This is a genomic window from Polaromonas sp. P5_D5 (assembly GCF_054049435.1).
The window spans coordinates 1,248,426-1,270,688 of sequence record NZ_JBFUMJ010000002.1 but is presented as its reverse complement, the minus strand read 5'-3'; the positions used below and the strand labels follow the sequence as shown (position 1 = coordinate 1,270,688).

The 22,263-nt window shown below is 55.7% G+C and carries 27 protein-coding genes; 9 read left to right on the top strand and 18 right to left on the bottom strand.

Features of this window, described 5'->3' with window-relative positions:
- Positions 1-137: 137 nt before the first annotated feature.
- Positions 138-1,196: a site-specific integrase gene (locus ACXJKE_RS12675; protein WP_457280919.1), complete on the bottom strand. Its 1,059-nt coding sequence runs from the start codon at positions 1,194-1,196 to the stop codon at positions 138-140.
- Positions 1,197-1,320: 124 nt separating this feature from the next.
- Here ACXJKE_RS12675 and ACXJKE_RS12670 point away from each other — a divergent pair, with 124 nt between their 5' ends.
- The 4 genes from ACXJKE_RS12670 to ACXJKE_RS12655 all read left to right on the top strand — a co-directional run bounded on the left by ACXJKE_RS12670 (position 1,321) and on the right by ACXJKE_RS12655 (position 5,083).
- Positions 1,321-2,253: a DNA-binding protein gene (locus tag ACXJKE_RS12670; RefSeq protein ID WP_457280918.1), complete on the top strand. Its 933-nt coding sequence runs from the start codon at positions 1,321-1,323 to the stop codon at positions 2,251-2,253.
- 73 nt (positions 2,254-2,326) lie between these two features.
- Positions 2,327-2,962, top strand: coding sequence for a LexA family protein (locus ACXJKE_RS12665; protein ID WP_457280917.1), 636 nt, complete (start codon positions 2,327-2,329; stop codon positions 2,960-2,962).
- Positions 2,959-3,702 carry a DUF5131 family protein gene (locus tag ACXJKE_RS12660; RefSeq protein ID WP_457280916.1) on the top strand — a complete coding sequence of 248 codons (744 nt, stop codon included), beginning with the start codon at positions 2,959-2,961 and terminating at the stop codon, positions 3,700-3,702. The genes ACXJKE_RS12665 and ACXJKE_RS12660 overlap by 4 nt, the downstream gene beginning before the upstream one ends.
- Before the next feature lie 67 nt (positions 3,703-3,769).
- Positions 3,770-5,083: a three-Cys-motif partner protein TcmP gene (locus tag ACXJKE_RS12655; protein ID WP_457280915.1), complete on the top strand. Its 1,314-nt coding sequence runs from the start codon at positions 3,770-3,772 to the stop codon at positions 5,081-5,083.
- 26 nt (positions 5,084-5,109) lie between these two features.
- Here the strand turns inward: ACXJKE_RS12655 and tcmP are convergent, their stop codons facing one another.
- The 5 genes from tcmP to ACXJKE_RS12630 form a co-directional block, all read right to left on the bottom strand.
- Positions 5,110-6,321, bottom strand: coding sequence for a three-Cys-motif partner protein TcmP (gene tcmP / locus ACXJKE_RS12650; protein ID WP_457280914.1), 1,212 nt, complete (start codon positions 6,319-6,321; stop codon positions 5,110-5,112).
- Between the two features lie 32 nt (positions 6,322-6,353).
- Complete coding sequence (locus ACXJKE_RS12645) at positions 6,354-7,322, bottom strand: hypothetical protein (RefSeq protein ID WP_457280913.1); 969 nt, start codon at positions 7,320-7,322, stop codon at positions 6,354-6,356.
- An 87-nt stretch (positions 7,323-7,409) separates the two neighbouring features.
- A complete protein-coding gene (locus ACXJKE_RS12640; RefSeq protein ID WP_457280912.1) occupies positions 7,410-7,943 on the bottom strand; it encodes an ATP-binding protein in 534 nt (177 codons plus the stop codon).
- Entirely contained in the window at positions 7,940-8,407 is a 468-nt protein-coding gene (locus tag ACXJKE_RS12635) for an ASCH domain-containing protein (RefSeq protein WP_457280911.1), read from the bottom strand. Before ACXJKE_RS12635 ends, ACXJKE_RS12640 begins: the two co-directional genes overlap by 4 nt.
- Positions 8,367-9,839, bottom strand: coding sequence for a GNAT family N-acetyltransferase (locus ACXJKE_RS12630; protein WP_457280910.1), 1,473 nt, complete (start codon positions 9,837-9,839; stop codon positions 8,367-8,369). The genes ACXJKE_RS12635 and ACXJKE_RS12630 overlap by 41 nt, the downstream gene beginning before the upstream one ends.
- Before the next feature lie 339 nt (positions 9,840-10,178).
- On the opposite strand from ACXJKE_RS12630, the gene ACXJKE_RS12625 reads away from it, so the two are divergent.
- From ACXJKE_RS12625 to ACXJKE_RS12615, 3 genes are all read left to right on the top strand, one after another.
- On the top strand, positions 10,179-10,670 hold the full coding sequence (locus ACXJKE_RS12625; protein WP_457280909.1) for a DUF4231 domain-containing protein: 492 nt from the start codon (positions 10,179-10,181) through the stop codon (positions 10,668-10,670).
- Positions 10,648-11,259 (top strand): GTP cyclohydrolase II, encoded by a 612-nt coding sequence (locus ACXJKE_RS12620; RefSeq protein ID WP_457280908.1) that lies wholly within the window; start codon positions 10,648-10,650, stop codon positions 11,257-11,259. The genes ACXJKE_RS12625 and ACXJKE_RS12620 overlap by 23 nt, the downstream gene beginning before the upstream one ends.
- Before the next feature lie 129 nt (positions 11,260-11,388).
- A complete protein-coding gene (locus tag ACXJKE_RS12615; protein ID WP_457280907.1) occupies positions 11,389-12,225 on the top strand; it encodes an endonuclease NucS domain-containing protein in 837 nt (278 codons plus the stop codon).
- Here ACXJKE_RS12615 and ACXJKE_RS12610 read toward each other — a convergent pair.
- The 5 genes from ACXJKE_RS12610 to ACXJKE_RS12590 all read right to left on the bottom strand — a co-directional run bounded on the left by ACXJKE_RS12610 (position 12,217) and on the right by ACXJKE_RS12590 (position 15,486).
- Positions 12,217-12,348: a hypothetical protein gene (locus ACXJKE_RS12610; RefSeq protein ID WP_457280906.1), complete on the bottom strand. Its 132-nt coding sequence runs from the start codon at positions 12,346-12,348 to the stop codon at positions 12,217-12,219. The genes ACXJKE_RS12615 and ACXJKE_RS12610 overlap by 9 nt on opposite strands.
- Entirely contained in the window at positions 12,345-13,319 is a 975-nt protein-coding gene (locus ACXJKE_RS12605) for an HAD domain-containing protein (RefSeq protein WP_457280905.1), read from the bottom strand. Before ACXJKE_RS12605 ends, ACXJKE_RS12610 begins: the two co-directional genes overlap by 4 nt.
- The gene (locus tag ACXJKE_RS12600; protein WP_457280904.1) at positions 13,316-14,089 is read right to left on the bottom strand and encodes a metallophosphoesterase family protein; all 774 of its coding nucleotides are present in this window, start codon (positions 14,087-14,089) and stop codon (positions 13,316-13,318) included. Before ACXJKE_RS12600 ends, ACXJKE_RS12605 begins: the two co-directional genes overlap by 4 nt.
- A gap of 37 nt (positions 14,090-14,126) precedes the next feature.
- Positions 14,127-14,936, bottom strand: coding sequence for a hypothetical protein (locus tag ACXJKE_RS12595; RefSeq protein WP_457280903.1), 810 nt, complete (start codon positions 14,934-14,936; stop codon positions 14,127-14,129).
- A gap of 97 nt (positions 14,937-15,033) precedes the next feature.
- Positions 15,034-15,486 carry a hypothetical protein gene (locus tag ACXJKE_RS12590; RefSeq protein WP_457280902.1) on the bottom strand — a complete coding sequence of 151 codons (453 nt, stop codon included), beginning with the start codon at positions 15,484-15,486 and terminating at the stop codon, positions 15,034-15,036.
- A gap of 62 nt (positions 15,487-15,548) precedes the next feature.
- Between ACXJKE_RS12590 and ACXJKE_RS12585 the strand changes: the two genes are divergently transcribed.
- Positions 15,549-15,857 (top strand): helix-turn-helix domain-containing protein, encoded by a 309-nt coding sequence (locus tag ACXJKE_RS12585; protein WP_457280901.1) that lies wholly within the window; start codon positions 15,549-15,551, stop codon positions 15,855-15,857.
- A 101-nt stretch (positions 15,858-15,958) separates the two neighbouring features.
- Positions 15,959-16,519, top strand: a complete 561-nt coding sequence (locus tag ACXJKE_RS12580; protein WP_457280900.1) for a helix-turn-helix transcriptional regulator — start codon at positions 15,959-15,961, stop codon at positions 16,517-16,519.
- A 515-nt stretch (positions 16,520-17,034) separates the two neighbouring features.
- Here the strand turns inward: ACXJKE_RS12580 and ACXJKE_RS12575 are convergent.
- The 7 genes from ACXJKE_RS12575 to tmk form a co-directional block, all read right to left on the bottom strand.
- Entirely contained in the window at positions 17,035-17,469 is a 435-nt protein-coding gene (locus ACXJKE_RS12575; RefSeq protein ID WP_457280899.1) for a hypothetical protein, read from the bottom strand.
- A gap of 381 nt (positions 17,470-17,850) precedes the next feature.
- Positions 17,851-18,189, bottom strand: coding sequence for a hypothetical protein (locus ACXJKE_RS12570; RefSeq protein ID WP_457280898.1), 339 nt, complete (start codon positions 18,187-18,189; stop codon positions 17,851-17,853).
- Positions 18,190-18,335: 146 nt separating this feature from the next.
- Positions 18,336-19,007: an ankyrin repeat domain-containing protein gene (locus ACXJKE_RS12565; RefSeq protein WP_457280897.1), complete on the bottom strand. Its 672-nt coding sequence runs from the start codon at positions 19,005-19,007 to the stop codon at positions 18,336-18,338.
- Positions 19,004-19,801 carry a TatD family hydrolase gene (locus ACXJKE_RS12560; RefSeq protein ID WP_457280896.1) on the bottom strand — a complete coding sequence of 266 codons (798 nt, stop codon included), beginning with the start codon at positions 19,799-19,801 and terminating at the stop codon, positions 19,004-19,006. The genes ACXJKE_RS12565 and ACXJKE_RS12560 overlap by 4 nt, the downstream gene beginning before the upstream one ends.
- 118 nt (positions 19,802-19,919) lie before the next feature.
- Positions 19,920-20,294, bottom strand: coding sequence for a PilZ domain-containing protein (locus ACXJKE_RS12555; protein WP_457280895.1), 375 nt, complete (start codon positions 20,292-20,294; stop codon positions 19,920-19,922).
- A 66-nt stretch (positions 20,295-20,360) separates the two neighbouring features.
- On the bottom strand, positions 20,361-21,479 hold the full coding sequence (locus tag ACXJKE_RS12550; protein ID WP_457280894.1) for a DNA polymerase III subunit delta': 1,119 nt from the start codon (positions 21,477-21,479) through the stop codon (positions 20,361-20,363).
- On the bottom strand, positions 21,476-22,168 hold the full coding sequence (gene tmk / locus ACXJKE_RS12545; RefSeq protein WP_457280893.1) for a dTMP kinase: 693 nt from the start codon (positions 22,166-22,168) through the stop codon (positions 21,476-21,478). The genes ACXJKE_RS12550 and tmk overlap by 4 nt, the downstream gene beginning before the upstream one ends.
- Positions 22,169-22,263 lie beyond the last annotated feature (95 nt).

Sequence of the window (22,263 nt, the reverse complement as noted above, 5' to 3'; positions counted from 1 at the left end):
CAGACTGGCCTGCAAGGCCTGGAACTTCGGCCTTGGCAGACGCGATGGTCTCAGCGGGCTCTTGCCCGAGCGCATGATGATCACGCCGCGAGTAGCTTTCCCTTCGCCGTCCGATTCGCCAATGCCGCGGCGCATTGCTAGTCGAGCAGCTTCGCGGCGGAATTCAAGATGGTTGCGTCACCACCAAAGTACCCCACAACAGTTGCCAAGCTGCGGTGCCCGGTCATGGCCATGGTGTCGGCGAGCGTCACTTGTTGCCTTCCAGCTTCGGTCACAAAACCTGATCGCAGCGAGTGCGCTGAATAACTACCGCCGACTCCCGCGAGTTCACATCGCTCTTTGACGATGGCGCGAACCGCGGCGGGGGAGAGCGCCTCACCTAGGTGTCCGCCTTTGCGCACGCTCCGAAAAATCGCCCCTGCCTTAATCCCGCTAGCCTGCAGCCAGGCAGTCAACGCCACGGCGGCCGATCCCAGCAGCGGCTTGTTGTTATCCGGAAGGTCCACGCCCGCCTGGTTGGTCTTGGAATACGCCAGGTTGTAGACAAAGCCCTCGGGAATCGGCTTAAGAAACTGCATGTCCGCTCCCGTGACCTCGGAGCGCCGGCGCCCGCCGCTGGCCCAGGCAAACAGCAGCAGGGCGCGGTCCCGCTTGCCGCGCAGCGAGTCGTCACAGGTAGCCAGGATGGCCTGCAGAGGATGCTTGGTGAGCGCTTCTTTCTTCTGCGGCAGGGCGCCGCGTTTGGCGTAGGCCTTGCGAGTCCGTGAAAGCAGCTCACGTACTGTGGGGTCTTGGCAGGGATTTTTGAGTTCGCGCACCTGGTGCGCTTTGGACAGCACGGCAATCCGGTGCACGAGGGTGTTGTGGGCCAGCGCGCCCAGCTTGCCTTTGTAGCCGGCCTGGACCAGCGTTTGGTCGATCAGGGCCGGGAGCTCCGACACCAAGCCCTTGTCCGTGGTCCGCTCGGCATGGTCCACGATGAACTGCAGCACGCAGGGGGAGGGGACCGGCAGCTGGATCTGGCCGCCATAACGAATGCCGTACCAGGCGGCCCAATAGCGCAGGGCGCTTTTGTAGCTGGCCATGGTGTTTTTCGACTCGCCCTCGCGCAGCAGATCCTCGACCGCGCGCCGTGTGACATCGCTGAGCTCGGTCGGCTGCAGGGCCGGGACTTTTTGGAGGACAGGCAGGCGCATGTTCGGCTAAGGGCGAGTTATTGATTAAAAACATACATGGTATGTATGATGTATTACGCGAGTATTGAATAGATCACGATAACAATCTCTTATCGTTGGTAAATATAGCCACTGGAGCCCGGCCATGCAATCGAAAAGTACGAGAGGTATTCAGCAGGAAGAGGTGTGGGCCGCGGCGGATGCGCTGATCGCCGCCGGAGAGCGGCCGACGATTGAGCGGGTGCGTCTCAAAATCGGGCGCGGCTCACCGAATACCGTCAGTCCCATGCTGGAGGCCTGGTTTGCCACTCTGGGGCCGCGACTCGGAGTTGCGCTCTCAGGCGCCCAGGCAGAGGAGGATGCACCCAAGGAGCTACGCCAGGCGCTGGACAAAGTCTGGGCCGCAGCTGTTGCAGCCGCGCGTGACGAAGCGGATAGAGCGCTAGAGCCCGAGCGCGACAGGCTTGCCCAGCAAGGCCTGAAACTGGATATCGCGCGTCAAGAGCTCCTACAGCGGGAAGCCGCGCTCACCGAACGGGGTATTGCCCTAGAGCATGCGCTGGAGTTGGCCAAGTCCCAACTGCGGGATCAGACCGCCCAGCTTGAAAAGGCCGGCCGCGACCTCGAACAGGCCCACAGCAGCCTCGCCAACCTGGTTCAGGGACGCGATGCGGACAGGCGGCAGTTCGACGAACAGCTTCGCGTGCTAGCCGAGGAGCGCCAGCGCATCGAACAGCGGGCGTCGGCTAGCGAAAAGCGCCTTCTGGAAGAGGTGGACCGCGCTCGCCAAGAGGCGAAGCAGTCGTCTCGAGCACTTGAGGGTGCCAGCCAGAGGCATGCCGCCGAGGAGCAGGCGCTAGAGCGAAGGAGCGTTGAGCTGGGCGTTCGGCTGCAAGAGGGGCAAATGGAACTCGCCACGTTGAGGGAGCGGCTGCAAGGTGCCGAGAAAAGAACAAAAGAGCTTGAGAGCGCACTTGCAGCTACCTCTGGGGAGTCGCGACGTATCGCTAAAGGACGTGCGGCCATGCCCTCCACGGGGAGCAGGCGCGGCCCAGGCACAGTTAAACGTGCGCCGTAGCCAATTCGACCCGGTAATGCAACCATCAGGTGGCGCCAATTGCAAAGAGTACGTTCGTACTCCATAATGCCTGATGGCCATGATTAACGTTGACGTCGAACACCTGGGTCGTTTGCAGGATCACTATGCGAAACATCGGACGCTGCCCTCTTATGCCGGCATTGGAAAAGTGGTTGGCTATCGAGCTAAGACCTCTGCAGTGAAGCTAGCGAATCGGCTTATCGCGGCAGGATATTTACGTGCGGCACCTGGAGGGAAGCTGGTTCCAACAGAACGTTTCTTTGAGCTTCCACTGGCTACCTCTTCAGTGCGTGCCGGAGCAGCAGACGTTGTCGAAGGGCAAATTACGGCCGACCTCATGACACTGGATAGCTTCCTCGTTCGAGAACCATCGAAAACAGTGCTTGTCAGAGTAAAGGGCGACTCCATGTGCGATGCTGGAATACTTGAAGGCGATTTATGCGTAGTGGAACGAGCTCAGGTCGCTGGTTCAGGGCAAATCGTTGTTGCGGTCATAGATGGCAGTTTTACCGTTAAGGAGCTCGCCTACGAGGGAGAGCAGCCAATGCTCGTACCGCACAATGCCAACTATGAGCGGATTTATCCTAAGCAGCATCTCGAAATCTTCGGTATCGTCCGCGGCCTTGTTCGTCAATATTCGTCCCGCTCGACTTTTCACCCACGAGCATTTACAGGAGTCAACTCATGACGACCATCAGCCGCATTGAGTGGACCGAGCAAACTTGGAATCCCACGATCGGATGCACCAAACTTTCTGCAGGCTGTAAAAACTGCTATGCGGAAGGGATGGCCAAGCGGCTTCAAGCAATGGGAACTCCTGGTTATGAGCGCGGCTTTGCATTGCAGATGCTGCCACAGCGACTTAATGATCCGCTTAAGCGCTCCAAACCAACAATCTACTTTGTCAACTCGATGTCCGATCTTTTCCACGACCGGATCCCCGATGAATACATTGAGAAAGTATTCCTGACAATTGCGCAAACACCTCACCATACATATCAAATTCTGACCAAGCGAGGCGCCAGGATGRCTCGCTACTTCAAAACCCGGTCTGTGCCCGATAACGCATGGATGGGTGTCTCTGTTGAAAATCGGCGACATGGAGTGCCACGGATTGATCATCTGCGTCAAGTTCCAGCGCGAGTCAGATTCCTTTCCGTAGAACCCATGCTTGAAGACGTTGGGCAGTTAGATCTGACGGGCATTCATTGGGTCATCGTCGGCGGTGAATCTGGGCCTAAGGCGCGGCCTATGAAGGAGGCCTGGGCTGATTCCGTACGGCTTCAGTGCGAAGAGCAGAGGGTGGCATTCTTTTTCAAGCAATGGGGAGCATGGGGCGTCGATGGCAAACGGCGCGCAAAACATGCCAATGGTCGCTTACTGAATGGACAAACCTGGGATGAAATGCCTGCTGGAGCCACAATGTAAATACCGATTGGTGAATTTGACCTTGAGGCTTAGCATCACGTGATGGTAACTTTCAACCGGCGAGCCGATGGTCAAAAAAGCCGATAAGTACAGCTGGCATTTGGGCAGCAGCCCGCCTACGGTTGACAATCACAGCCTGATTAAGCATCAAATCGTACGTGACTATTTGGCGCGCTACATCCAGGTGCTCATGAGTAACGTGCGGATCGAAAAACTCACGTTGTCAATCGTAGATGGGTTCGCCGGCGGAGGGGAGTACACGGCGCAAGCTGGTGGCGCCATTCATGAAGGCTCCCCGCTTATTGCCTTGAATACAGTACGTGATCAAGAAGCACTGCTGAACGTTGGGCGCAACAAGCCGCGACGTATCGACGCCAAGTACTATTTTGTGGAAAAGTTAAAGTCGAATTTCGATTACCTGAGTGGCTTGCTCACCAGTCAAATTGGACCGAGTCGAATTGGCTCTGACGTGGTCTTACTCAATGGGTCATTTCAAGAAAAAGTCAGTCCCATCATTCAAAGTATCTGTGCACGAGAGGGCGGAAGGCGAGCGATATTCCTTCTCGATCAGTATGCATATGACCAAGTACCGGCGCAACTGCTGCGAACCATCTTTTCCGAAGTCAAGGGCGCAGAAGTTTTGCTGACTTTCAATGTTGATTCCCTGATTACCTTCCTTAGTGACAAAGAGAAAAGTCGTACCAAACTTGAAGAAATCGGACTTGGCAGTTTTATCGACTGGAAGTTAATCGATTCGCTAAAAACTGCCTCGCCGACGATATGGCGGTCTACTATCCAGCGCTACCTCGCGGATGGATTGGTAAAGACAAGTGGTGCGCGACACTACACTATCTTCTACATCACTCCCATGGGCAATACCGCCTGGACCTACTGGTTGGTTCATCTATCCAACAACTTTAAGGCGCGCGACGTGATGATGGAGTTGCACTGGGAGCACGCCAATCACTTCTCCCACTATCTAGAACCTGATCTGTTCACACTAGGTTATCGCACCAGCAGCGATAGCCGTGCTACGCGACAAGAATCGATTGATTTGGGAGAGGCGCATCATTTCGATTCGCTTGCCGCTCAACGTTGCCACTCTGGCTTGACAACGAAACTTATCCCTTTAGTCTATGACGCCGACAAGCCAATGCAGTTCGGAGAATTGCTTGAATCGATAGGCAGTTCAACACCGGCAACCGCAGACATGATTCGAGGGGCGCTAGACCAATCAATCCGCCAAGGGGAGATTCGTGCAAGGGCACTCAATGGAACGATACGTAGTAAAGGACAGTCGTTAAAAGCCGGCGACGTACTGAGCGCTGCGCAACGCACTATATTTTCACTGCCAAGCACGACGATCGAGGTCAATCCCTAATTCCTTAAAGCCTACCGCGAGAACACTTAACGTACGAGTTGAAGCCGTTCACACACCTCAAAATGTAAGGGCTTTATTGGGCGCAGTTTTTTGCTGTCGAGGTTCACAATTTCCCCTGACTTGATCAATCTAACCAGGGACGCTTGCAGATCACTGGCGAACCAATCGGTCGATTCAAGAATGTCTGCGAATTCGCTTATCCCAATTTTTTTTTCGCCAGCATCAAGATGATTTCTCCAAAAAAGATCCACATCGTAATCGCTGGTATGGCCATCAAGCGAATCAATGTGACTCTCCGGGCCAAACATGTCAGGCGTGCCAGTTTTTTCCAAGCGAGCGCTATCCCGCTTCACGGCACGCACTCGCTTCTGAATTAAATCGATACTCTCCGACAGGGTCATGAATTCGATGACGCCCTTAGGATGAGATGTTAGATAAACCAGATGATATTTGGGTCGTTCTTTTTGAGGATCGAGAACCCGCACATATGCCGTCCGTGGCCTGGACGCTCCTCCTGCAAGGACTACGCAACTCTTAAGATTTTTTCTATAAGTCCCAAGGATTCGGTCCTCTCGTTCGTCAGGCGATAGGTCGGGATCAAGTTTGAGCAGTTCTCCGAGCAATGTCGTCATTGCTACCTCTTGATCCTTCATCGATACCGCGCGATTGATAAATCCATACATGAAGTTAATGAGAAACTCGGAGCGGGGTCGACAGATCAAAGGTCGGAGTGTTTCTATGCCGACCTCCTTCCATCCCTTAGGATCAATGAAAAAGAAGGTGAATGCATCGCGTCCACACCAATTCAAAATGTCTTGTCTAAACCCCACAAAATCACCGAAACGGGCCTCGCATTTTACTGACGCGGGTGCGGTTTTTTCAAGATATGCTTGGAGCCGTCCGAAAGCTGTGGCGTCACTTTCTACAAACAGCGCGCGCATCGTGGCGGTCACACCGAGACTCGCCAACTTCAATCTACATTCAGCGAGCGTCTCTACCGCTACTGCGATCGACGTTCCTTTCAAATCGGAATTGACTGCACCCCATGGTCCGGCAAAGCAATCTACATAACAAATCTCGACGCGTCCAGCGCGACGCGCGCTGGCGCCAATAATGAGGACGAGCTTTTGCAGGTAACTCTCCAGCAGGCGATGTTTTACGAGTGCTTGCTCACGCCCTTGATAAACCTCTGGTATGAGATCCGTCGGGAGATTGGAACTGGCTTTGGGCTTGTTCATCTGGTAGCTCCAAATTTGGAGAAAAAGAAATATCAGCGGTCGTTGGAGCCGTGCATCCTCAAAGTAGTAATGCGGCATTTCTTCGAATCAGGCGCTTGATCGAGCACAAGAACCAGACGCTTAAGAGGAGTTGTATTCTTCGAAAACCAGTCCAGCAAGAACTTAGCTTTGGGCTTCATTGCAGGTGGCGCCACGGCTAATCGTCCAGATAGAAGGCCATTCGCTACCATCTGCGGTATGGCGTCAGCAAGCGCTCCGACCACTAGGTCGGGGAGGGCGATAAGATCCTCGACTTGGCGGTTTCCGTTGTCGCTGGCGGCGGTACCTACTCGACAGTGTCCGAGGCTGTGCGGTAGGCAGTTCCCGGCTATCACTCCAAAACATTCGACTAGTTCTCTGTGACGCTTTTCGTTTGCCACGATGTCGTCATGGTCGAGAAACCAAACAAGGTTTTGATACGGGCTGCTCAGACCTCGCAGCAGGATACCGATGAAATATGTCGCTCTCAACATCCTCTCCACAGTTGCAGTTGGCCAACTTTTGAGCGCTTCAAGTGGAACGTCTTCACGAGCGAGGCGACCGGAATTAGAAAAGATACTTCCCAGTTGTTTATCGACGAGCACGGTAAGCAGTACGCCATTCAACGAGTCTGCGGCTTTTAAAAAATGCGGGAGAGCGTCGTACTTCAGGCGATCATTCAGGCCTTTGTAGGACATCCGACGCCAATCGGGCAAGTGATTCATTCGAACCGATTCTTGCTGAGCTGCCCATTTCAAGATGGATTCGTTTCCGACCAAAAGAACGCCCATCGTTTCGTACGGTGATTCGCGGTGTGCACCACCGAAATCTAATGCAACAGTGAGCGAGGCATCATTTCTAAGATTCGGCATGCCGTCGGGATGGGCGAGCTCATAACGAGAAAGAGAATGACTAATCGTATTCATGATCCCGAGATCAGGATCGTCTTTGTGCCACCAGCTTGTGAACGTAGCTACAAACATTGATCGGTGCCGAAGCACTTGAAATTAAACGACTGATTCTCCAAAAGAGTCTTACTGGAGAGCGAGGCCGGGTACAAACGCCGGTCCCTAGACTTTTGGCGCTGAAAACCTGGAAACTACCGTCGAAAATTCGTCAATCGACGGGGCGACCAGAACACTCAACGGGATTTGAAGCGAAGCGCAGATCTTGCCGGCCTGTGCCTTTTCGAGAGCCATGAATTTCATGACATGGTCGAGGGATTGGACCTTCGTATCGCGTGCCTTGACTCGATCGACCACCACTTGCGCATCCGCCTCAATCAGTACGACTCCGCTGAGATTGAGCGCCTCGAACACGGGAATTTCCAGCGGCACCATCTGACCGGCGCCGTCGAGCAAAACAAAATGGCCATCCAGCAAAAGCTTCTGACCATCGGCATTGTGGCGACGAACCGCTGAAATCAGTGCGAGCTGATTTCCTTCAACGTCCGACACCAATTTATCGACGCCCCAGTTGGCCATTGTCCGCTCCTCCTTGATCAGCTTGCTGGCGGAGGTGTGCAGGAGGGCTGAGCCTGGTGCGAACAGGGACGCAAGGTAGGTTTTCCCTACGCCGTGTATGCCCGCAATAAAGATATTCATGAAGGTTCTTGTTTCGGGAAAATCGCTTGCATTACGAGTTGAAATTCTCTTGGCGTCAGGTATTGAAAAGATTGCGGGGGGACAAAATTCGGGAATAATTCCTTAGGATTTATTGCAATTTCTGCAGTTTTTGTACGAGCGATCATTACCCCAAACGCCGTCTTTTTCCCGGCGAAGTACTCGTCAAGCTCTTCGCGAGTGACGCCACCACCGTAGTCGTCAGCAAGCTTCCAAAGCCCATTCGGGTCAGTTTCTTCAATCCGGTCTACGTAAGCTATGCCGACAAGTCTCTGGACTGGCGATGATGCGTATAGAACCATGACACCAATATCGTTGGAGGGCCAGCTACGCCGCAACTCAACCCGCTTGCTTCCGGCGAGGATCAGGTCGGCATATTTCGGCTTGATAGAAAGAAGTACCGCTCTACCGCCCGGCAGCTCGGACGATTCCTCGAAAAGATTCATCAGTAATTCTCAGGATAGATTGAATTGGGCCACGTACGACCCGATTTTTACKCAGCCAATCGTAATCGACCGAAGTTGGGAAATGTTCTATAAGCCTGAACAGCATGACTTTCGTCGGTCGTTTTGCCATGTTAACGATTTCTTGCTTCGAATAGACCGTTCGCCGACTTACCAAGCGCGCAATTTCAGCCGGGTCACTCGACGTATGAAATGATTCCACGATACCCAGCGTGGTGGTGGCCTTTAAGTCATGTGTGCGATAGAAAATCACGACATCGCCTGCATGAACCTGATTGCTAGGAGCGTGAGAAAGGTAGGCCAACTTCATCGCATTCGACACATGCRTGCGTGGGTGGTCTGCAGGCAACGATGTACCCGGTACGGCGTAGTCGGGAAACAGAATCCGATGGTAATTTGGCTGAATCGGAACCAAGAACTTCTGAACCCCAATTCCGCTCAAGTAGTGTGGATAGAACCGCTTAACGTACTCGAATGCATCGATATTGAGTGGGGGAGGATTCACCGGATGCCGCTTGACGTACATGGTGTCGCCGCGGTAGGTTCCAACTGCGAAAAAACCAAAATCGTCGAGAAGGTCGATCAAGTGAGCGTGCCGCTCGGGATTTGCATGCAAGAAAATCGCCTCACATCGCTGGTCACTGGCGTAGCGAAAGGCTGCACGTAAGAATAGCTCGCCAACTTTCCGCCCTCGTGCTGTCTCGCCTACCTTGAAGGTGCAAAGCTTCAGCGCCGAGCCATTTAGTAGCTCGCCGTTATCCGTAATTTTCTCATCGTGTTGGACGGCATATATACACAGCGCAGCAAGATTGCCGCCGTCACGGTAGATCCATGCATGGCGACCCTCTTGCGCTTTGGCTCTAAACCATCCGTCGAAGCCGGCGTACCCTGCGCGTAAGCTGTCGAAAAAAGGATTGGGTAGTTGAACAGTAAGCGTGTGTAGTTCAACATCCTCAATGTTGGGCAGCTGTATTTTTGCGGGTTCGTGTAGTCGGCGAAGCCAATCCTCTGCTGATTGGATGAAATACACACGAGAACTAAGTCCTCTCGCTTTGGCTTTGGCATGGAGTTTCTGATCCTCCGTAATCAGCGCGTGCGCCGCTTCATTCTCTAAGGCATAGAGAATCTCATCGTCGCAAGCATCGTTGACGTTAATCCCCGGAGCGCTCCAGGGAGGAGGAGGGCCTGGTTGAAGCTTCGTGTATTGCCTCAGTCTTGCCAGCATGCGGGTACGGCGCGCAACGTCTTTATCGCGACGGATGTCAGCTTCTGAGGCGGGGTGATAGAGGAGCTGATGCCCGCCAACTCCGGCAAGCTTTACAAAGTTCGCAAGATTGGGCTCAAGGGCTACGAACGAGTCCTGCAGAGGAATCAGGATGTTTGTGTCCAGGATAAATCGGAGGCGTAGCGGCAAAATGTCCCTGTACTTTTTGTTACTTTCGAGTTGGAAGTATGCGCCACGGCCAACCTTTCATCCTCCTCCAATTAGGGGAGGAGCCTAACCGGCGTTGCAACAGACCAGGAGGTCATGCCGCCGTTTCCCCTTGCTAATCGTCGTACGTGCTTGCAAGTCTGCGCGAGACGCAGGCTATAGTTATTAGTGTCAGCATGGAGAGCAATCGTCAATGGCCATTGATCTTTCGATGACACCCCTTCGAAGATTTGACGATGTAAGCAAGAGGGTTCGCATAAATTAACTCGGTCACTAAATCGCTCCAAGGGCGACTTGTTCCCAACAATCAGGAAGCCTCCAATGACATTCCCCAGAGCAATACCCGATGCCTTGCAATTCGCAGACGATACATTGCGGGGTTTTAAAAGGAAATCGGACCACAATAAATCGGAGTCGCTGGCCTGCTTTGCTCTAGTAGTGGTTTGCAGCTTGGTTAGCCCTCTCTTCGTAACTCTCGGAGAAGGTGCGTTCCTGGGGAAAATTGTTCCGTCGGTACTGTCGTTGTCCGCTGCAGCCAGCACAGCGTGGCTTCAGCTGAGAAAGCCTCAAAGTCTATGGTCTCTATATCGCGACTGTCAGCGCCGAATTGAAGATCATGTGTATAAGTATCAGTATCACCTAGGGCCATACGCTACCGACGATACGGAGCGCTCAAGGCTCCTTGCGGATGCCGTGCGTGCTGTCGCATGGGATGCGCACCAGCGCTGGCTTCCTCTCGTTCCGACCCCAGAGGCCGTGGGGACTAAACCAGCGGCTACAAAAGTAGAGAATGACCCAGCAGCAAACGCCTAACGTCGCATCCACACATCTAAACACCGCGTACGGGGATTTTGAATTTCACTGCTTCGCGTGGGGTCCTCACGAAGAGGACAATGTCCTTTGTCTTTCTAAACTTCGAGAACCGAAGCAACCACCAATTTGTCGCATACAAAGCGCGTGTTACACAGCGGAGATTTTTCGAAGCCTTGATTGCGACTGCCATGAGCAGCTTGAAACGAGTCTCGCACGCATACAGCACGACGGAGGCCTTCTCATCTATGTTCTATGCGATGGCCGCGGCGCCGGATTGTTCACGAAGACGCTCGGCCTCGAGCTAGGACGCACCCACGGCCTCGACACTTCAGATGCCTACGCGCGCCTGGGCGTGCCTCAAGATCCTCGCGAATACTCGCGGGCGGCTTATGTGCTTCGCTATATGAACATTACGCGCATTCGCCTTCTAACAAACAACCCTCGAAAGATTGAAGGGCTCGCAACCCACGGAATCGAGGTAGTACGTGAAAGTCTGGAGATTCAGGCCACGCCCGATTCTTCTCCGTACCTTCAAACAAAGGCACGAAAAATGGGACATATGCTTTCACAGTTCTTGCGAGACAAATGATAAGGAGCTCGATGGAGAAGGTAGCCAAAGACCTTGCAATGCTTGGTCTTTGTTATCAAAGGGCAGGGGAGAACAACATTTACTTTTGTTCGTTCAAGCGGAACTCATCTCCACGTACCTCGGGTACCCTTGGATTATCTCTGCGGTGCGGCAGGGGCATTCATTTTGGAAGCCGATATGGCGCGAACAATCTACGACAAACCCACGCGGGCACTGCTCAAAGACATGCTCAAAGACTGGGGCCTCAGGCCTGGTCAAGTATTCACGACGGCCCGAGCCGTCGATTGGTTCGCCAAGAATTATCCAAGGCTGAAGGCGGGAAGCATTCGCGCGCACCTGGTCCAGGCGGCGACGAACGATCGCAGTCGGCTTCATCATCCGGCCACAAACGAAACCGACGACATTTTGTTCAAGGTCGATTCGGGTCAATTTCGCCTCTATGAACCTGKAACAGACCCGGCGCCCATTCGCGAAATGGTTGAGGGCGATGTGGCTCGTCAGGAGGCGGCCGCCCAGGTTGACGAGGAGGAAGAAGGGGAAACCGCAGCACCGGGCTCTTCGGAATTTCTCCTTGAGAAAGACCTGCAGCGTTACCTGGCTGAAAACCTTGGGTGCATCGAGCCCGGGTTACGACTCTATGAGGATGAAGACATTCGCGGCATAGAGTTTGAGGCGGGCGGCGGCCGGCGCATTGACATCCTGGCTGTGGACCAGGCCGGAGCCTTTGTTGTTCTGGAACTAAAAGTCTCGCGTGGCTATGACCGCGTTGTTGGCCAGCTGCTGCGGTATATGAACTGGGTTCGTAAGGAGCTAGCCGAGCCTGGCCAGCGCGTGCGCGGCATCATCGTTTGCCGCGCCATTTCTGAGGACCTTCGCCTGGCTTGCGCCAGCATCAGGGACGTTGAGCTGTGCGAATACAAGCTTTCCGTTACCATCTCGAAAGTGCCGCAGCTTCAGTTACCTTGAGGGAAACTCGACCTTGCCGGTCGCGGCACCCTCAGGTGTCCCTTTTTCACAAGCTCCTGAAAAATTTTCTCCTTGTCCCCCATCTGAAATTGCACCGCGGTCGGACAGGAGCAGGATTTTCATTGGATACGCTCCCGCAGCAGCTGGCGCAATCGACTTTCGTCCGCGCCGACAAACCCCGTCGCTGCATCGACGACCATCAGGTTCTTGTTGAAAGGACGAAACAGAAACGCCTTGTCGTCCAAGGCCAGCCAGCGCTGGCTATAAGGCCGGTTGGCACGCAACCAGGCAATGCACTCCCATTCCCGCGGGTAGAGGTCCAGGCCATCCGGAAACTGTCGAGGGTCCAGATCCTTGGAGTCAGGCGTGACTCCGACGATGCGCTCTGATATGTCGTAAGAAAAATAATGCTTCAGGGTGTCGCCTGCAGAGTCCAATGGAAAGCGAAGGCGCCAGGTTGTTGTCAACACGATGTCGACTTCCGGGAAATCACGCAGGATTTTCTGGAGCCGATCGCGGTTACAAAACCTGCTCTCCCTATCGCAAACGTCTGGATGGAGGACGCCATCGAAGTCAAGAAACAGGGTCATATATTCCTTACTGGTGTCCATCGGTTGTCTCGTGATCCGCGTCAGGTGCTCGCGGAACAAATCTTCATCGGACGGGATGAATCCGACGCCTTTATTGATCGGCATAAGGTTGATGCTGCCGGGTGAGAACCACCAGGCGCGGTCATCTAAAGCCATCCATGGAGTCCAGGCTGGCCGATTCGATTTAAGCCATTTCAGGCATTCGGCCTCGCGCGGGTAGGGCAGCGGAGCCAGACCTCGCGATTCACGCCGGCCTAAAAATGGCGTGACTCCGATGACCCGTGAGGCGATGTCTGGGGAAAAATGCCGGCGCATGTTCGATACAGCAACCGCTTCACCTTCATTGAACCAATCGAGGCGCCAGTCTGAGGAAATGACGATTTCGACGGAAGGGAAGTCCCGCAGGATTGCTTCCACGAGAGGGAGCTGAGACAGTTTTTTTTTAGCCATGAGCGGCTCCGGATGCAGCACCCCGTCGAAGTCAAGAAAGAGAATCGGGCTCATGGCGGCGCGTTCTTGAAAACGTCCAGGTATTTTTGCCGGAAGTCCCGCTGCGCATCCAGCTCGCCGGGGACGATCACGGTGGCGTTTCCGTCCGCGTTGATGGCGGTAATACCCCGCAAGCCAACGCCGAAACTCCTGAAGCCTTGCTGACCCCATCCGTCGGAGCTATCCAGATTATCGTGGTGGTGCCCATGCACTGTCACCTTGGCACCCATGCTTTGCGCCAGGGTGTCCAGGATTTCAAAGCCGTTGTTGTGATAACCCGGCGCTTCGTGCGTAATGAGAATGTCGGCCTGCATCAGGGACAGACGATCCAGGTCGTCTGGATAAATGCTTGACCAGTGTTTGCGCGGCACGCCGCCCTGCCACTGGTCCTGCTGGGGCGTAGCCTGGACATGCTCTTGGCGATTGCGGAATTTTGGCGATGTAGGCAGGCTGGGATACCAGACGCTTTCCCGGAATACACCACCTAAGCCGGCTATCCGGAGACCATTGGGCAAAGGCACCACCCGGCCGTGGAGGTTTTTGTCTGCCAGTTTGCTGCCCCAGAGGTGGTTCCAATTGCGCTCGCTGTCGGTGTCGTGGTTGCCGTGGATGTACCAGAGCTTGTCGGCAATCGGAGCCAACTCCTCGTGTAGCGGACGCACCGGCTCCATATCCCCCAGCAATATGACGGCTGATGCGCGCAGCTCATCCGCGGCTTGCAGGATGTGGTCGAACCTCCCGTGCGGGTCGCCACAGAACAAAACAACGTCACCAGTGGTTTTCACAGCACTTTGAGCTCCCCAAACCTGGGATGACTTTGAACTACTGCTTTGGAAGCATGGCGCCAACACGCCAGCTCACCATTCCTTTATAGGCATCAGGCCTTCCCTCATACGCCTGGTCGACCGCAGCCTGAAGGGTTTTCACCCAGCTCTGGAGGTGGGCAATGAATTGGCTCTTGGCGGGATCAGCGGCAATCTCCGCTTTGCTCCAGCCACCCGTGAAGCCCTCGGAGTCCGGAAAAATGTCAAAGGTCACGTCAAGCTTCTTCGAGTACATGCCATCTCGCAGAACACCAACACGAATAGCTTGTTTCTGAAGAGGTGCCGCATTTTGGGGTTGCGTGATGTCGGGGGTCGCGCCAGACAGATATTTGTTAACGGAGACAAACGCGCAATTGGTGCCGCGGGTGAACGTCGGTTGTTCAGCACTCAGCACGACGCCGTAGATGTCCTGCGCGCCGGCGCCTCCGCCGCACGGGGTTGGGTTCGTCCAGGAAGTGTGCTTCTTGTTCTCTGCGTGGGACACCCGCACGCTTTGAACGTCACGCACTACGCCTTGCTCAATACGCACAAAGTTAGTTCGACTCACAACATACTCGCCCATGCTCGAGTTGTCCTTATTCAGCAAGCCTTTGGACGGCGTCGCAGACAGTAGCGTCCAACCCTCGCCAGGCAGCCAGATTTGGTAGCCGCCGGCCGTCATGGTTGCAACTTGCGGCCTGCCAGTCACCACGTCGGCTGATGCTCGGTGTTCAGTACTGCCGGAGATGTACAGCTCCTGGGCTGTGGCTGAAAACGACGCAGCAGCCAATAGGGCAGCGGCAAAAAGGTTCTTGGGTGATTTTTTCATGAGGTATCTGTAGGGGAGAGGAGATTGCATTGAACTCGGGCAAGCACCCAAAGACCCGAAGGTACGAAAGGGGGCCCGATATGGCGGTGCAGGTCTGTTACTGCTGGGGAAAGGTGTGATGGAGGACTTTTTTCCGCAACCGCTTGAGGGGTGTGGCGAGCATTGAATCGGCATACGTCACCCCCTCTGCCGTCTCATATATGTCAGCTAACTGCCCAAGCGCTGACGGCTCCTCAGCCCTCCAAACCGCCCGCAAAGGCTCCATCTTCCATTGGCTAGTGCCGTTGAAGTGACCTGGGGTGACGATGAATACCGAGTCAAGCTGGAGCGGGCTTGCCACATCCAGCTGCGTCAATGCTTCCACGTCCGAAATGTTCGACATCAGCATCGTGCGGCTGACTCGGAAGGAGTCATCGTCAATGGAATCTGATTGACTGATCGATACAAGGAACCACGGCCGCTGGAGGGCAAGCTCCGCAGCCCGCCAATGAGTCAATCCATCCCCAAAAGGGTTCAGTGGTGCCTTGTGCTCTTTGTAAGTAACGAACATGTTAGTAAAGATGAATCCTATAGATTGTAGCTCTATAGGGCTCGAAAATTACTAATGGCGGGATGGTCCGCAAAGCACAACACAAGAACAAATTCTCAGAAGCCCTGAAGGTGACTCGCACTGCTCGCGGCCTTTCTCAGGAAGCTTTCAGCCTGGTCTCCAGCAGAACCTACGTCAGTAGCTTGGAAAGAGGAATGAAAAGCCCGACGCTGGTGAAAGTCGATGCCCTGGCAGAAGTCTTGGATGTCCACCCTTTAACTCTGCTAACGCTGGCATACGCCGGCCACCCGCATTCCAAGGGCGCAGATGCGCTTGTTGAAGGGGTTTTAAAGGAACTGCGTGTCCTGCTGCGGCATGTAAAGGCGAGCTAGGCTCCAGCTTTGCATGGCCTCAAAGGAGGGGGCGAGGTGAGCAGGGCGCTCCAATGGACCAGCCAAACTTCTGAATCTCTCATATATTGCTCAATGAAAAGATGGATATATTTGACAATTTGAGAATGGGCTGCTACGGTGCTGGCATGCCGATACTTAGTGAGCTCGCCGATATCGTAAAACGCCAGAGATTCGAAATGGGTTTCAGCCAGGAACGTCTTGCAGAGCTGGCCGGGCTATCACGCGCCACGATCAATGCGCTTGAAGCCGGAAAGCTCGCCAATCTAAGCCTCACGCGCACCGAGCGCCTAGTTAACGTGTTGGGTTTCGGATTGGGAGTGACAGGTGTCCGCAGATCAAAATCAGATGAACAACCTGGCACCGCGCTCAATGTAGCCGCACGTTCTGGCGGCATCAGCTACGGCGAGCCGATACCGCCTGAGACACTACGCCACTCATTGATCACCGGCACCATTCCTCCCAAGCACATTGCGCAACTGCGGGCCTTGCTCGACGAGGCTCCGTTGAGCGTGCTGTCGGCGGCCGCGGCTGAGTTGGAGTTGGAAAGCGGTGTGCCTCGCAAGGCAACCTGGCAGAAAATGCGTCAACTAGCGGCGGTACTTGCCTGTACCCGGGACATCTGGGTCACACCCCAGGCCTAGCTCAAGCCGCAGAGCTTCAGCCAATCGACGGTCAGCCAAAAACGTAAACCGCATACTTTTCGCTGAAACTGTCAAAACACCGAAAGGAGCAAGATTACGTCGTGTTTGGATGTAGGTTTACGTAATCGCTGTGCTTTTTAGCCAAAGGTAACTACCACTCTGATTGGCTGTATTTATCATTTAACATAATACATATCGTGGAATTCTTGCGAGTCGCCGGATGGCAGCCTCGGGCCCAAAGCGGACGCCAATGCCGTTAGAGCACACTCATCCAACCCGCTTCATCTACATGGGTTATGAATTGATCGAGAAGGCTTTCATCTAAGTCGATTGACGTGCTGAAGCCTCCCTTGTGATGCGGTTGCATCGATAGGACTCGTACAACGCCCGGGGCGCCCTGTAGCAACTTTCGCAGGGTCTCGATGTCCGTCGCGTCATGGTGCGGCTCAATTCGATGCATGAGCCTGGGGCCGATCCTCATCTTTAGTCCTATATCCGCTTCTGGCCAATAGGCGTTAGTGCCGGTTTCGCTTAAGAGTACCTCGCCACAAGATCAGCCCGGAATCGCCTTCAGGTTCACCAGGCTTCACTTCTTCCGTGACTTTCCATCGCAGAGAGTTTCCAATGCGGGTTGCCCTACCGCGCACGATCTGTCCGTTTCTACCACTCGTCACGGTGAGTTCGGCGCTGTTACCGCGTGCCGTGCCTTCAACAGTATCCTCGCCGCCCTCATTCAGCCTGCCGCAGCCGACGGTAGCCATCTGATGGTCGCCGGTCACGCGTGTTCCGTCTTGCTTCAACACAAACATCGCGATGCCGCACTCAGCCTTCGAACTCTTCTCTGCCGGAGAACGCAGATCAATCGTCCATGTACCGTCGAACGGTGCGGCAAGAACTACACTAAACGTCGAGGCCATGAGGCAAAAGGCGATGAAATTGAGGGGCTTCATTGATAATTAATACGACTAGTTTCGATGTCGGCATCGGGCCGATAGGCGGCTGTTTAGCTATTAGACTTGATTCTTCTGCCTTCCCTCGAATTACTATTCATCGGCTGAATCGCTCGGGCATAAAAAAACCCTCCAATTAGGGGAGGGTTTGCTTAACATCACAAAGATCGTGGTGTGATTTCAACAGCGATTATGAGACAGAGTTTTCATAACGGGCTCGTTTTATACATCGTAGAACATTGCAGGTGCCGCAAAGGTATCTTTGCCTCGCCGATCACATGAGGCCTGTGAAGTGAAGCGCACCGCACGCCTCAATGGGTGATGTTTTTCAGCAGTTCGCTGCGTAGCCAGCTTCAAACTAAAGCGGCGTACTGCTCGTGCTCATTTCGTCTGGGAATCGAGCGCGCGTTCGCGCTGGGCGCGCGTCATCTGACGTGCTTGCCTGGGAGCGGGTGCGGCCGATACAAGCGCGACATTAGTGAGTTGCGGTACGGCACGGCGTACGTCTATCGATGGGCAATTGTTGCTCGTGTCAAAAATCAGATGGCCACTGGGAAAGACGGCGGGCAGCTTTTCGTGGATCTGGTAGCTCATGTCTATGGGCGGCGCCTCACCGGAATAAAGGATCTGGTTGCTGGGGTTATAAACGGTGTAGCACGCCATGGCTGGCGCGGCCAAGGCCGTTAAGGACAGCGCCATTGCGCATTTCAAAGAGGTCATGAGTTTCTCCTGCACGCTCCGGATCAGAGACGTGGCTTAAAGCATATGTCTTATGTGGGTTGCGTCAAGTCGGACGGCGCCGCCACATCGGACCACAACTTTCCCCTACCTCTCTTGAGATCAAATCTGGTGTCAGGCAGGTCGACTCACCAGGTTCCGGCAGGCCTTTTTGCGCGAATGGCTGCAACGATCGCTGCTGCGGCGTCAGGCCGGTTGCCTTGCTCGGCAAACTGCAAGGCTGTCAAACCCAGCTGGTTTTTGAGTTGCGGGTCGGCGCCCTCCTCCAGGAGAAGACGCACTGCTTCCGTGGTGCCATACATGGCGGCCATCATCAGCGGCGTGGTGCCGTTGGGAGACTCGGCATCAATATAGGCGCTATTTTCCAGCAGCAGGCTGATGATGCCCAGGTGCCCGCCGCTGGCGGCGTAATGCAGCGGCGTCCAGCCGGTCTTGTTGACGTCGGCGCCCTGTTTGACCAGCTTCTCAGCCAGGCCCTGATGGTTCTTGAGGGCAGCCAGCATGAGCGCGCTTTCGCCCTTGTCGTTGAGGGTGTTGACGTCGGTCTTGGGCCAGTCAACCAATACCTGCGCTACTCTGAGCGATGGCTCCTTCAGCGCGAGAAAGAGCCCACGCTCGCCTTTTGGGTCAGGTGTGTTGGGATCAAACCCCCGCTGCAGCAGTGCCTGAATAGTGCGGGGATCATCGCGCTTGACGGCGATGAAAAAATCATCGTACGACCCTGCATTTGCCGAAGAAATCCCATAAAAAACAACGGCAATAATTGCTTTCTTAAAGTAATTTATGAGGTTATTTTTCATGCTTTAACCCCGCTGAAAAGCTGCTCGAAATTGCGGCTGGTGGCCTCTGCAATGGCCTGGATGGGTTGTTGGGTGAGCTCCGCGATCTGCTTGGCCACCAGGGGAACATACGAAGGATTATTGGTTTTCCCGCGGTACGGCATGGGCGCGAGGTAGGGGCTGTCGGTCTCAATCAGCATGCGGTCCAGGGGGACAAATCGGGCCACCTCCCGCAAATCCGCCGCATTCTTGAAGGTCAGGATGCCGGAAAAAGAGATGTAAAACCCGAGGTCAAGCGCAGCGCGAGCCACCGCCTGGGTTTCGGTAAAGCAGTGAAAAACTCCAGTGGCGCGGCCCGCTTCTCCAGCGCTACCGCCCTCCTCCTTCAACAAGGCGATGGTGTCGTCGGAAGCACTGCGGGTATGAATCACCAGGGGCTTGCCGGTCTGGCGAGCTGCCCGGATGTGCACGCGAAACCGCTCCCGCTGCCATTCCATGTCCGCTACGGTCCGGTCACCCAGCCGGTAATAGTCGAGCCCGGTCTCGCCAATGCCGACCACTTTGGGCAGGCTGGCGCGTGTCAGCAGGTCGTCCAGGCTGGGCTCTCGGACATCTTCGTTGTCGGGATGCACGCCGACGGTTGCCCAGAAATTGTCGTAGGCCGTGGCCAATCCATGAACAGTTTCGAACTCTTCCAGGGTGGTGCAGATGCACAGCGCCCGGTCAACCTGGGCGGCCTGCATGGCCTGGCGGATTTGCGGCAATTGGGCCTGAAGCTCCGGAAAGCTCAAATGGCAATGGGAGTCAGTGAACATCGCGGTACAAAGTTAGGTATCAAAAAAGGCTGCAAGCCTTATTGGTCTTGCGCAAGCAGGTATAAATACCATAGCAACCACGGCGCTTGCCGATGTGGCCGGCCGTGGCCAGCAGGGCCTAAATGGTCTGTGTGGGGCGGTCGGACGCCAGGTGGGCGCCGAGGATTTCTTCAATCTTGATCTTCAGGAGACGGGATTTATCGTCCGACGGGAACCGGACGCCGACGCCTTGCGTGCGGTTGCCGGCCGCCCTTGCGGGTGTGACCCAGGCCACTTTGCCGGCCACCGGATAGCGCTGCGTATCTTCGGGAAGCGTCAGCAGGACGTAGACGTCGTCGCCCAGCTTGTAGTCGCGTGCAGTCGGAATGAAAACGCCGCCTTCCGTGAACAAGGGAATGTAGGCGGCATAAAGCGCTGCTTTTTCCTTGATGGCCAGCTGGACAACGCTGGGGCGGGCGGTGGCGGCCGAACTGGCGGGCGGTGGTGTGCTCATGGCGCTAGTTTATCGGTTTGCCTGCGAAGGCGTCTGCAATTGCAGCATAAAAGAAACGGTTTGGGTTTATTTCGCATTCAGCGCTGTGCGGGCCCGGCTTACCAGCGATTCAAGCATCAGGCCCGGGTTGTAGGGGTGTTCCACCGTGCGGGCAATGGCCGCCAGCTCTTTGGACCAGCTTGCAAGGGCGTAAAGCCCGCCACCCGTCTTGCCGGCCGCAGCGGGAAGGGCTGCTGGCAGGTCGCCCGCGTGAAAAAACCGCGGCGCCGCACCCATGCGCACAGCCAGCACATCGTGGCAAAGCTTTTGCAATGCATCCACAGCCTGCGCTGGCGCCCAGTCCGACAGCGCGCTCACGTCGCCGCGCGCCATGGCTTTGGGCAGGGCCTGCCAATGTTGGGCAGCTTCCGCGGGCGGGTTGTTCTGCGCCCAGCTCAGCGCGTCGGCGGGTCGTCCGCCCGCGGCCACCAGCAAGGTTTGCAATTCGGCGGCTTTTGGCGCTGCCACGGCTTTTTTGGTGCTACCGGCGCTGTCACCTGCCAGCGTGATTTCCTGCTGGAGCCAGCCCAGAGCCTGGTCAAAGTCCGGCCAGACCATGGTGTGGCCCAGGCACCGGCTCCGGATGGTGGGCAGCAACTGGTGCGCGGCCTCGGTGGCCAGGATGAACTTGACGGCGCCTGGAGGCTCTTCCAGTGTCTTTAGCAGGGTATTGGCCGTGACGTTGTTCATGCGCTCGGCCGGGAACACCAGCACCACCTTGGTGGTGCCGCGTGACCGTGTGAACTGGGTGAAAGACACGGCTTCGCGCGCCGCATCGACCTTGATTTCCTTGCTGGGCTTGCGTTTCTTGCTGTCCAGGTCGTCCTGCGTCTTTTCGTCGAGCGGCCAGCCGAGCGCCAGCGACAGGGTTTCGGGCATCAGCATGCAAAGGTCCGCATGCGTGTGTACATCTACCGCGTGGCAACTGCCGCAGTGCCCGCAGGCCCCCTGCGGCGTGGCTTCTTCGCAAAGCCAGGCCCGCGCCAGTGCCAGCGCCAGTTCAAACTGCCCCAAACCCGAAGGTCCGCTCAGGAGCCACGCATGGCCGCGCTGGGCCAGCAGGCTTTCAAGTTGCGCCTGGAGCCACGGCGCCAGGCGCGGGTTGCTGGATCCGGCTGTCGCCGGCAAAGTATCCAGAACGCTCATGACAACCAGCCTTTGGCAATAAACACCTGCTTCACGGCCTGCCAGACTTCATCGCGGCTTTTTGATGCGTCAATGCGGGCGAAACGTTCCGGATGATTTTTCTGCCGGTCCGCGTAGCCTTGCGCCACGCGGCGGAAAAATGCCACCGGCTGCGCCTCGAATTTGTCGGGCAGTCGCGCGCCCGTCAGCCGCCGGGCCGCTTCTTCAGGCGCCAGGTCAAACCATACCGTCAAATGCGGCTCGATCACGGTTTCCACCTCGGGCTTCATGGGTGAATTGCCGGCGGGGTCGCCCAGCAGCCCTTCGTCGGATTGAACCCAACGCTCCAGCGTTGAGAGCAGCTTCAGGTCAAAACCGCGCCCTGCCCCCTGGTAGGCAAAAGTGGCGTCGGTGAAACGGTCGCACAGCACCACGTCACCGCGCAGCAGCGCCGGTGCAATCACGTTCACCAGGTGGTCGCGCCGTGCGGCAAAAATCAGCAAGGCTTCGGTCAGCGGGTCCATGGCGTCATTGAGGACCATGGCGCGCAGTTTTTCGGCCAGCGGCGTACCCCCGGGTTCTCGTGTCAGCGTCACCGCCCTGCCCTCGGCCTTGAAGGCATCGGCCAGCCCGGCAATGTGCGTGGACTTGCCGGCACCGTCTATGCCTTCGAAGCTGATGAAAAGGCCGCTCAGAGGTCTATTACTCATGATGTCATTCGCGTAACGCCAAGCCGCCAACTGAGCGAAAGTGACACGCAAGCCAGGGCCGCGGAACCGGCTTTGCCGGGCCGCAGGCGCAGCGC

What these genes read in the sequence shown, in the direction of transcription:
- ACXJKE_RS12675 (WP_457280919.1), bottom strand. Translation starts at nt 1,196, where the DNA reads ATGCGCCTGCCTGTCCTCCAAAAAGTCCCGGCCCTGCAGCCGACCGAG.
- ACXJKE_RS12670 (WP_457280918.1), top strand. Translation starts at nt 1,321, where the DNA reads ATGCAATCGAAAAGTACGAGAGGTATTCAGCAGGAAGAGGTGTGGGCC.
- ACXJKE_RS12665 (WP_457280917.1), top strand. Translation starts at nt 2,327, where the DNA reads ATGGCCATGATTAACGTTGACGTCGAACACCTGGGTCGTTTGCAGGAT.
- ACXJKE_RS12655 (WP_457280915.1), top strand. Translation starts at nt 3,770, where the DNA reads ATGGTCAAAAAAGCCGATAAGTACAGCTGGCATTTGGGCAGCAGCCCG.
- tcmP (WP_457280914.1), bottom strand. Translation starts at nt 6,321, where the DNA reads ATGAACAAGCCCAAAGCCAGTTCCAATCTCCCGACGGATCTCATACCA.
- ACXJKE_RS12645 (WP_457280913.1), bottom strand. Translation starts at nt 7,322, where the DNA reads ATGTTTGTAGCTACGTTCACAAGCTGGTGGCACAAAGACGATCCTGAT.
- ACXJKE_RS12640 (WP_457280912.1), bottom strand. Translation starts at nt 7,943, where the DNA reads ATGAATATCTTTATTGCGGGCATACACGGCGTAGGGAAAACCTACCTT.
- ACXJKE_RS12635 (WP_457280911.1), bottom strand. Translation starts at nt 8,407, where the DNA reads ATGAATCTTTTCGAGGAATCGTCCGAGCTGCCGGGCGGTAGAGCGGTA.
- ACXJKE_RS12625 (WP_457280909.1), top strand. Translation starts at nt 10,179, where the DNA reads ATGACATTCCCCAGAGCAATACCCGATGCCTTGCAATTCGCAGACGAT.
- ACXJKE_RS12620 (WP_457280908.1), top strand. Translation starts at nt 10,648, where the DNA reads ATGACCCAGCAGCAAACGCCTAACGTCGCATCCACACATCTAAACACC.
- ACXJKE_RS12610 (WP_457280906.1), bottom strand. Translation starts at nt 12,348, where the DNA reads ATGAAAATCCTGCTCCTGTCCGACCGCGGTGCAATTTCAGATGGGGGA.
- ACXJKE_RS12605 (WP_457280905.1), bottom strand. Translation starts at nt 13,319, where the DNA reads ATGAGCCCGATTCTCTTTCTTGACTTCGACGGGGTGCTGCATCCGGAG.
- ACXJKE_RS12595 (WP_457280903.1), bottom strand. Translation starts at nt 14,936, where the DNA reads ATGAAAAAATCACCCAAGAACCTTTTTGCCGCTGCCCTATTGGCTGCT.
- ACXJKE_RS12590 (WP_457280902.1), bottom strand. Translation starts at nt 15,486, where the DNA reads ATGTTCGTTACTTACAAAGAGCACAAGGCACCACTGAACCCTTTTGGG.
- ACXJKE_RS12585 (WP_457280901.1), top strand. Translation starts at nt 15,549, where the DNA reads ATGGTCCGCAAAGCACAACACAAGAACAAATTCTCAGAAGCCCTGAAG.
- ACXJKE_RS12580 (WP_457280900.1), top strand. Translation starts at nt 15,959, where the DNA reads ATGGATATATTTGACAATTTGAGAATGGGCTGCTACGGTGCTGGCATG.
- ACXJKE_RS12575 (WP_457280899.1), bottom strand. Translation starts at nt 17,469, where the DNA reads ATGAAGCCCCTCAATTTCATCGCCTTTTGCCTCATGGCCTCGACGTTT.
- ACXJKE_RS12570 (WP_457280898.1), bottom strand. Translation starts at nt 18,189, where the DNA reads ATGACCTCTTTGAAATGCGCAATGGCGCTGTCCTTAACGGCCTTGGCC.
- ACXJKE_RS12565 (WP_457280897.1), bottom strand. Translation starts at nt 19,007, where the DNA reads ATGAAAAATAACCTCATAAATTACTTTAAGAAAGCAATTATTGCCGTT.
- ACXJKE_RS12560 (WP_457280896.1), bottom strand. Translation starts at nt 19,801, where the DNA reads ATGTTCACTGACTCCCATTGCCATTTGAGCTTTCCGGAGCTTCAGGCC.
- ACXJKE_RS12555 (WP_457280895.1), bottom strand. Translation starts at nt 20,294, where the DNA reads ATGAGCACACCACCGCCCGCCAGTTCGGCCGCCACCGCCCGCCCCAGC.
- ACXJKE_RS12550 (WP_457280894.1), bottom strand. Translation starts at nt 21,479, where the DNA reads ATGAGCGTTCTGGATACTTTGCCGGCGACAGCCGGATCCAGCAACCCG.
- tmk (WP_457280893.1), bottom strand. Translation starts at nt 22,168, where the DNA reads ATGAGTAATAGACCTCTGAGCGGCCTTTTCATCAGCTTCGAAGGCATA.